This window comes from Myroides sp. DW712 (assembly GCF_046557355.1).
In the GTDB taxonomy this organism is placed as follows: domain Bacteria; phylum Bacteroidota; class Bacteroidia; order Flavobacteriales; family Flavobacteriaceae; genus Flavobacterium.
In genome coordinates this window covers 116,366-123,859 of the sequence record NZ_JBKFDO010000011.1, presented here as the reverse complement: position 1 = coordinate 123,859, position 7,494 = coordinate 116,366, and the positions used below count along the sequence as shown (strand labels likewise).

General features: G+C 36.5%; 7 protein-coding genes. 3 read left to right on the top strand and 4 right to left on the bottom strand.

Features of this window, described 5'->3' with window-relative positions:
- From ACLJX0_RS10525 to ACLJX0_RS10515, 3 genes are all read left to right on the top strand, one after another.
- Positions 1-287, top strand: a 287-nt coding sequence (locus tag ACLJX0_RS10525) for an OmpA family protein (protein WP_410880291.1), incomplete at its 5' end; no start/stop codon positions are given.
- A gap of 474 nt (positions 288-761) precedes the next feature.
- The gene (locus ACLJX0_RS10520; RefSeq protein WP_410880289.1) at positions 762-1,364 is read left to right on the top strand and encodes a hypothetical protein; all 603 of its coding nucleotides are present in this window, start codon (positions 762-764) and stop codon (positions 1,362-1,364) included.
- Positions 1,365-1,520: 156 nt separating this feature from the next.
- A complete protein-coding gene (locus tag ACLJX0_RS10515) occupies positions 1,521-1,985 on the top strand; it encodes a hypothetical protein (RefSeq protein ID WP_410880287.1) in 465 nt (154 codons plus the stop codon).
- A gap of 346 nt (positions 1,986-2,331) precedes the next feature.
- On the opposite strand, the gene ACLJX0_RS10510 is transcribed toward ACLJX0_RS10515, so the two are convergent.
- The 4 genes from ACLJX0_RS10510 to ACLJX0_RS10495 all read right to left on the bottom strand — a co-directional run bounded on the left by ACLJX0_RS10510 (position 2,332) and on the right by ACLJX0_RS10495 (position 7,041).
- Complete coding sequence (locus ACLJX0_RS10510) at positions 2,332-3,090, bottom strand: TIGR02757 family protein (RefSeq protein ID WP_410880285.1); 759 nt, start codon at positions 3,088-3,090, stop codon at positions 2,332-2,334.
- A gap of 42 nt (positions 3,091-3,132) precedes the next feature.
- Positions 3,133-4,518, bottom strand: coding sequence for a di-heme oxidoredictase family protein (locus ACLJX0_RS10505; protein WP_410880283.1), 1,386 nt, complete (start codon positions 4,516-4,518; stop codon positions 3,133-3,135).
- A gap of 86 nt (positions 4,519-4,604) precedes the next feature.
- Complete coding sequence (locus ACLJX0_RS10500) at positions 4,605-5,678, bottom strand: imelysin family protein (RefSeq protein ID WP_410880281.1); 1,074 nt, start codon at positions 5,676-5,678, stop codon at positions 4,605-4,607.
- 28 nt (positions 5,679-5,706) lie between these two features.
- The gene (locus ACLJX0_RS10495; RefSeq protein WP_410880279.1) at positions 5,707-7,041 is read right to left on the bottom strand and encodes an autotransporter outer membrane beta-barrel domain-containing protein; all 1,335 of its coding nucleotides are present in this window, start codon (positions 7,039-7,041) and stop codon (positions 5,707-5,709) included.
- Between the last annotated feature and the right edge of the window lie 453 nt (positions 7,042-7,494).

The window sequence follows — 7,494 nt, the reverse complement described above, 5'->3', positions numbered from 1 at the left end:
AATTACAGAAAGTAGTGGATGTATTGCTCAAACACCCAACGATTCAGTTGGATGTACGCTCCCATACGGATAGTCGTGGAAACGATGCGTATAACCTAAAATTGTCTGAACGTCGTGCTCAAGCCACTATCCAATGGATGATTGGACAAGGAGTAGAAGCGAGTCGTTTAACAGGAAGAGGTTATGGTGAAACTCAGTTGGTGAATAGCTGTAGTAATGGAGTGAAATGTAGTGAAGAGCAACACCAAGAAAACCGACGAAGTGAATTTATTGTTATGGATATGTAGTTCGTTTTTACTATAAGATTAATGTTTTTTCAATGAAAGAGGATTAGCTGCATGGCTAATCCTTTTTTTTGTTTGGCTTTTGTAGTTTGGTTCTTTGGTTTTCGTGTAAATCATCATTCATCATTTAAACCCAACCTATACAATCTAGAGAATGAGTGTATTTTGTGTTCAAGGTCTGTCCAGGGTAAGTCTATTAAAAATGGCATTTTAATGGACTTACTATGGACACACCATACAGTTAATAGGTATATTTCCTTTCTAGATTAGTTTTTTAAAAAAGCTAATTACAAAAATGAGAAAAACGAAGCGTGAAAGAAGTAAAAATGAATTTTATTTTTGTTGAAATATATATATATTTATCTACTTCCTATTAAATCAACAATTTATGAGGTGTTTTTGCAAGCGTCATTGTTTTGGTTTGTGTATAGGGGAATGTTGTATAGGGTTGTAAATAGTAATTAATTAAATCGGATAATGAAGAACTATAAACTAACTTTTTGTATTCTTATCAGTATGGCAGGCTTGATTGGGACATCCTGTAAAAAGAAGGAAAAAATTGGCGTACAAATAGGTACTGAGACCGTGCAAAATATAGACACTACACTAGAAAGGAAGTACAATATTGGTGCTTATGGTTTTAATCTTGAATCGGATACAATTCCTGCGTTTTCTATGATGCCCCTTCGAACAAATGAGGACTTTATCGTGCGTTCTCGAATGGCGTTTTTAGAAAATCGGTTTGGATGGGATTTTAAAGAACAGCTAGATAGTGCGTATGTTTTTGGAATAAAAGAAAACATGGAAGGAAAAAGTAAGCATATAAATGTTGAAATCTGGCACAAATTAAATAAAAACAAGGCTCAAACGGTTATCGATTCGTTAGATATTATATTCGATACCGCTGTATATTATAAACCACCCATCGAATGGTATTGGTTCACTTATAAAGATCATGTATTTTTTATGGATGCGTATGGGTCAAGGATGAATCAACGTCTGGTAGATAAAATCCGAGTAAATTATGAACAAGATACCTTGTTTTTAAATGCTGTACTCCGTAAAATTGGGAAATTATGAGTATAAACGAATGAAAACGTTGTTCATAAGATAAGCAAAAAAGTAAGGCATATTTGATAGCCTCTACAAGATGTTTTGATAAAAAAAAGTAAAAAACAAGTAGTAGAGTTCCGTTCAGTAAAGGACAAAGAAAAGTTACTTTAATCAAAAACAACAATGAAATACACTATTTTACTTTCTCTATTTATGATATGTGTTTTTACTGCTAGTTTTGGACAGTCCCGTACAGTAGATCAAGCATTATTTGCTAAAGTAATACATACACTGGAACAGGATAATGAATCCGTTGAACTATTCAAAAATTTGTATGACGATTATATCTTAGACTTGAGGTTAGCGAACGGTGAAAAGGAGGCTTTTTTTGAGCATTATGTACGTTTGTATAATGAAGGAAGGCCCTTGGTTCGATTAATTAAAAAAGAAGCGTTGACAGCATCCTTCAGTAGATTAGTAAAAACTGAGGCAAAGGATAAAAAAGACAAGTGCTATAAAGCCTATATTCGATTGATAAAAAACAGAACAAATTACAATCGTGATACAGACATTGGAGGTGCTGGTGAACAATACGTGTACTTTTGTACATTTTTGGAACAGTATATGATTTTGCCTGAAACAAAGTAATAGAGTAGAATCGTTTGGAAAGACAAGCATTAGCGTGTGCTATCACATGATACTTACAGATTCACTCATACCCCCAAACGGAGTAACACGACTGTGTCATGCTGACGCAGGAAGCATCGCATCAGTCAAGTCTTGTTCCTTAACCTATTTTTTGTGCTTGGATATTGCGTGGATATAACGGATGCAACCTTTCTCCTTCCTTTGTCAGGATGACATAAGAGGAGAGAATCTTTTTATTTTCAAGGTGACAAACAGTCTAGATAATAATCGTTTTTTTGGTAGCTTGTTTTTATTTAGCGAATTTTCCCATAACCCATAACCCATAACCCATAACCCATAACCCTTCTTAAAACTTCTCAATCGCCCCTAATCCAAACAACGCAAAATCATACTTCACAGGATCGATTGGATCCAATTCACGCAAAGCTGTATCGAGTTCCAAAAGTGCTTTGGCATCGTTTTGTGTGCGTTTTAACATACCCAATTTACGGGCCATATTCCCTGAGTGCACATCCAAAGGACACGATAATTCACTAGGAGAGATACCTTTCCATAATCCAAAATCAACACCTGCATTATCATTGCGTACGAGCCAACGGAGGTACATGTTGATTCTTTTCGCTGCTGAACCTTTCAGCGGATCTGAAATGTGTTTTTGAGTGCGTTGTTGATGTTGAATCTCAAAAAAGATAGTTTTAAATTTCGAGATGCGCGCTTGTAGCGGAAGAGATGAATCACTAAAAACGGCTTCTAACCCTCCGTGATTGCGGTAAATATGCTGTAGTGCTTGCATAAATGTAGCTAAATCAACACTATTAAAGGTACGGTGTACAAAACCTTCCAATGCGTCCAAGTGATCTTCGTTGTGATGCATCACGAAATCATAGGGTGAATTGCCCATGAGCGCCATCATTTTATGCGCATTTTTGATAATCATCTTGCGATTGCCCCAAGCGATGGTGGCACTTAAGAAACCCGCAATTTCAATATCTTCTTTTTGGGTGTATAAATGAGGAATTTGTACAGGGTCATCTACAATAAAAGAAGGGTTGTTATACAACAACACCTTCTCGTCTAAAAATTCTTTGAGTTCCGTTTGATTCATACCGTAAAGGTAGGAATTAAAATGCAAGATTAATTTTTGCCTTTAAAGTGAATTCAAAAACGCCAAGAGATCTTCTCTTTCCTTTTTTGAGAGCTGTTTGAATCTATCTTTTGCGCGTTGAGCTTCTCCACCATGCCATAAAATTGCTTCGGTAAGATTGGCTGCTCGTCCGTCGTGTAAGAATTGCGTATGTCCGTTGACTAAGAATTGAAAGCCAATACCCCATAATGGTCTTGTTTTCCACTCGCGTCCGTTGGCCATAAAATCAGGGCGATTATCTGCTAAACCTTCTCCCATATCGTGTAACAGCATATCAGTATAAGGATAAAAGGTTTGATAGGCGAGGGCTTTGATTGGGCTAGGACCTGTTTTTTGTTTCGGTACGTGGCATTTGGCGCAATCAATTTCCTCAAAGATGCGCGCACCATTGCGTACATTGGTATTATCGTAAAAACGAGAGGCAGGTACGGCTAACGTTTGCGTATAAAAAGTTACTGCATCGACAATATCGTTTGAAATTTCAAGACCTGCTTGTAAGCCGTCATCTCCGTTGGTTTGCCCATAGCCCGTTTCATACGGAAATACGTAGTTGGTAATTCCCATATCGTTGTTGAAAGCTGCTGCACATTGTTCTAATAGCGTGGCAGTGTTGGCTTTCCAACCAAAACGACCTAACTTCGTTTGTTTGCTCACCACATCATAAACATAATTTGCCTTACCGTAGATTCCATCCTGATTGGCGTCATTCGCATCAATTTGTGCTAAAATATCCGCTTCAGGAATCGCCTCTAAAAGACCTAAACCAAATACAGGAGAACCTACACGCGGGGATATAAGAATCGCAGAAGGAATAGGAATATACCCATTGACTAAGCTATAGTGCGGTTTGCGTAGGGTTACTTTTGTTCCATCGGCAAATTCTTCTACGATAGTAGAGTAAGTAACGTGAAATTGTGCTTCAGGCTCTACACCAAATACGGCTTGATTTTGGATTTGTAAACCAAAACCGGGAACAGGAACAGGACCTCCATTTTCCGCTATACCAGGTAAACTAACGCGCATAAAAAAACCACTTCTCGTGTTGAGATCAGTAGGGAAGGGGGCTCGACCATCTTTGGGGTGACATGAAATACAAGAAGAATTGTTGAAAATAGGTCCTAAACCACCATTGACCTTATTCGGAGGAGTCACATAAACCGATTCAAAGAGTAAATCACCTGTTAAATGCAAGGCTAAGTCAGCCCCAACTAGATTCGCTGCAGGGGTTCCATAAGCATTACTCGTATTGATGAATACCGTAGTTTCTCCACCAGCTAATTGACGTTCCAATAAAGAAGGTAGTTCTTTGTAATCAGCGGAATCATCGCTAGAACAAGAAATAAATAGGGGAGACAAAAACAGTAAGCCAAAAAGGGAAAGATATTTCATGGTTGTAAAAAATCGAAAGGGGTGAATAAAAAAGAATACACAAGGGTATTGTGTATTCTTTTTATAGGATGAACGATTCAAGTGTCTTATAGACTATTGATGTACGGTTTTAATTTAGATTCTAATAAAGTAGACAAGTCATTTACGATATTTTGTGCTTTAATTACCTCAGGTCTATGGCTGTAGATCGCTTCTGTAAACGTACCAGGAATGCCTTCAATTGCTTGAATAGCTGCTGTAATAGCTGCTTTAATTTCGGTATCTAATGCTTTATTATCTTGTGCAACAATTTCAGATAATCCTTTTACAGATTTATTGTATTGCCCCAAATAGATATTCTCAATACTTCTCATATTGTCAGCAAAATCGCGTTTAGAGTTGTTGCTAAAACGAGATTCTTCTTTTTCAGGAAAAGGAGTACTTCCCTCTGAGTTTAAAGGATCCTCGATTTTACCTGTTCCAACTTCGTCTGCAATAGTAATTAAACCGTCTACAATTTCCTCTAACGCAGCTGCTTTAGAAGGGTATTTTGTAGAATTTAATCCAGCCGAGTTAAATACAGCAGCGTAATTTCCACCATCTACTTTCCATTCATCGTAAAGCAATTGTGTGTTTTGTTGTAAATCCTCTGTTGCTGCTTTTAAATATTCTTTTTGTCTAGCAGTAATATCCGCTGCTTTTTTAGTTCCGTTTTCTCCCCATAGTAAGAATTCAATTAAGTGGAACCCACGAGCTTCATTGTTGGAGCTGATCAAAGAAGCAGTAATCGCTTGGTTGCTTTTTAAGATGTTGTTCATCGCCTCTACATCTACTGGCCAAGTATCCATAGCAGGGTCAATTCCCTCTGTATCAACTGGACCATATAAGAATCCTTCCGATTGTTCCCATGGTTTTCTTGTATCAATCCACGCTTGTTTTGCTAATTCTAAATTGGCATCCGTAGCGTTGCTGTTAAAGTTGTTGATGGCTTTGCGCAAAGCATTGGCTTTGTCATTTAAATCGCGGTACGTTTCTGTTACCACACTTGAGGTTAAGTCAGAAATTACTACCGAATACAAGTCCTCTCTTTTGGTGTCTGTAGATGAATCATCATTATTGCTACAATTCATCATCATAAATGATGTAGCAACCAATCCTAAAGTTAAAAATTTGTTTCTCATGATTACGTGTTATTTGTTTTTCTTATAATTAAAAGGTGAATCCAATACCCATAGAGAAGGTATTTTCTTTTTGTTTGTTTCCTGTATTTAAAGAAGTAACAGGATCAAAGTGGTAAGAACCTAAACGACGCGTTGCATAGTGTGCTTTTACGACAATTTTTGGATGAACAAACCAGTTGATACCACTCGTCCAAACGCTGCGTTCCCAACGAGGTTTACGCACAACAGCACCCTCTGTTTCATGCATGGTGTCATAGTATTCATAGCGAACAAAAGGGTAGAGTTTTTGTGAAGTAGTTGGGTTGAAGAAGTGTAAAACTTCATATCCAATATCTCCTGAAAAACCAATCATATTCTTTCCAACCGGCGTGCGTTTTACCCCTAGATTATTCGATAGGTTGGCATTTTTTCGGCTGACAATGTTAGAATTTTCAATATTTCCATACAAAAAGACCGAGCTAAACTTTAAGTATTGTTCATCATAGCTCACGTGTGCTTCTAGAATGCTTACATAAGCTGAAACATCCATATCTCGTTTAGGTCTATTGGCAGCAGCATCATTGATATAAGCCGAAACCCCTGCAAACGTATTGCGGTTTGTTCCAAATTTATAATCCAATCGCGCAGAGTAAGCTAAGCTATTACCTACCGACATTTCAAATCGCGTTTGATGCCCTCTTTTAATCCAGTTTCTTGAACTAAAGCCTGTCGCATCTAGTCCATTAGTAATGGAAAATTCATAGCTTAAGCGGTTGTTAAGAAAGGTTCCATAGAACTGAATTCCATTTTCATACCATCCCAACGGTAACATTTCATTCTCCATTTCTTGTTTGTACGTCGTAAAATACTGCGTCGGACGGTCGAGATTTTGAGCTAAACTTAGGTGCAATTTCATACGTCCAGCACGGATATTGAAATACGGGCGGATTTTGAAATCAAGGTGAATCTGCTCTAGTTTTACTTCTCCTCCAGACTCAATTTCCTTCTCGTATTCTCCAAATTCTTCTTGTGTATCGAGCTCAATTGTAGAACCAGTACCCCCATGTTCAAATTCAATTTCTGTTTTTAATGTAATCCAATCGTTAAAGCGATACCCGAGGTAAAGGTTTAAACGTTCAGCATCGAATTTGTTCTTGATATTGGGATCTGTATCAAAACGACCATAGTTGTAATAATTAACCGCACCATAGCCATTGAGGGTGAAGTTGCTTAGACTGAATACTTTTTCTTTGTCTTCTTTCAGTTCAGCAATAATTTCTTTTTTTAATTCTTCTTTGAGTTGTTTTAGTTGAAGGGTGTCTTTGTCTTGGGCATGTAAAACGAGACATGGAAACGCAAGGCAAACCAGTAATTTTGTTTTCATAAAATGAATATGAGGTGAATAAATCCCGTGAAATTTCGTGCAAATATAGTTTTATTTAGATTTATTAAAAATAAAAAATGCAATTATTTTAACTTTATTTTAGAATGCTGTTAAGGTGATTATTTTGTTTTGTATTAAATTTTTATTAAAAAATAGAATATAGTTAGATGTATTTAAGATAAGAATTTGTAAAACAAAAAAAAGAGGTGTTTTTTTTAAGAAAATTAAATGCTTTTTATCCTAAAAAAGAGGCTAAAAATGGATGAAATCGAATAAAAATGATGTTTTGTGAATAAAATATAGGCATTTAGTTTTTAATTGGTCTAAATAAGGCTATATTTGCGCTCAAAATTAAGAGATTCTTCACCTGGTCTTGATTTATAATTAACAAAATTATAGGGATTAACTTGCTGTTATTTAATTTCATAAGGATGGAATTTTTTTCCTTTTGCC

What these genes read in the sequence shown, in the direction of transcription:
- ACLJX0_RS10520 (WP_410880289.1), top strand. Translation starts at nt 762, where the DNA reads ATGAAGAACTATAAACTAACTTTTTGTATTCTTATCAGTATGGCAGGC.
- ACLJX0_RS10515 (WP_410880287.1), top strand. Translation starts at nt 1,521, where the DNA reads ATGAAATACACTATTTTACTTTCTCTATTTATGATATGTGTTTTTACT.
- ACLJX0_RS10510 (WP_410880285.1), bottom strand. Translation starts at nt 3,090, where the DNA reads ATGAATCAAACGGAACTCAAAGAATTTTTAGACGAGAAGGTGTTGTTG.
- ACLJX0_RS10505 (WP_410880283.1), bottom strand. Translation starts at nt 4,518, where the DNA reads ATGAAATATCTTTCCCTTTTTGGCTTACTGTTTTTGTCTCCCCTATTT.
- ACLJX0_RS10500 (WP_410880281.1), bottom strand. Translation starts at nt 5,678, where the DNA reads ATGAGAAACAAATTTTTAACTTTAGGATTGGTTGCTACATCATTTATG.
- ACLJX0_RS10495 (WP_410880279.1), bottom strand. Translation starts at nt 7,041, where the DNA reads ATGAAAACAAAATTACTGGTTTGCCTTGCGTTTCCATGTCTCGTTTTA.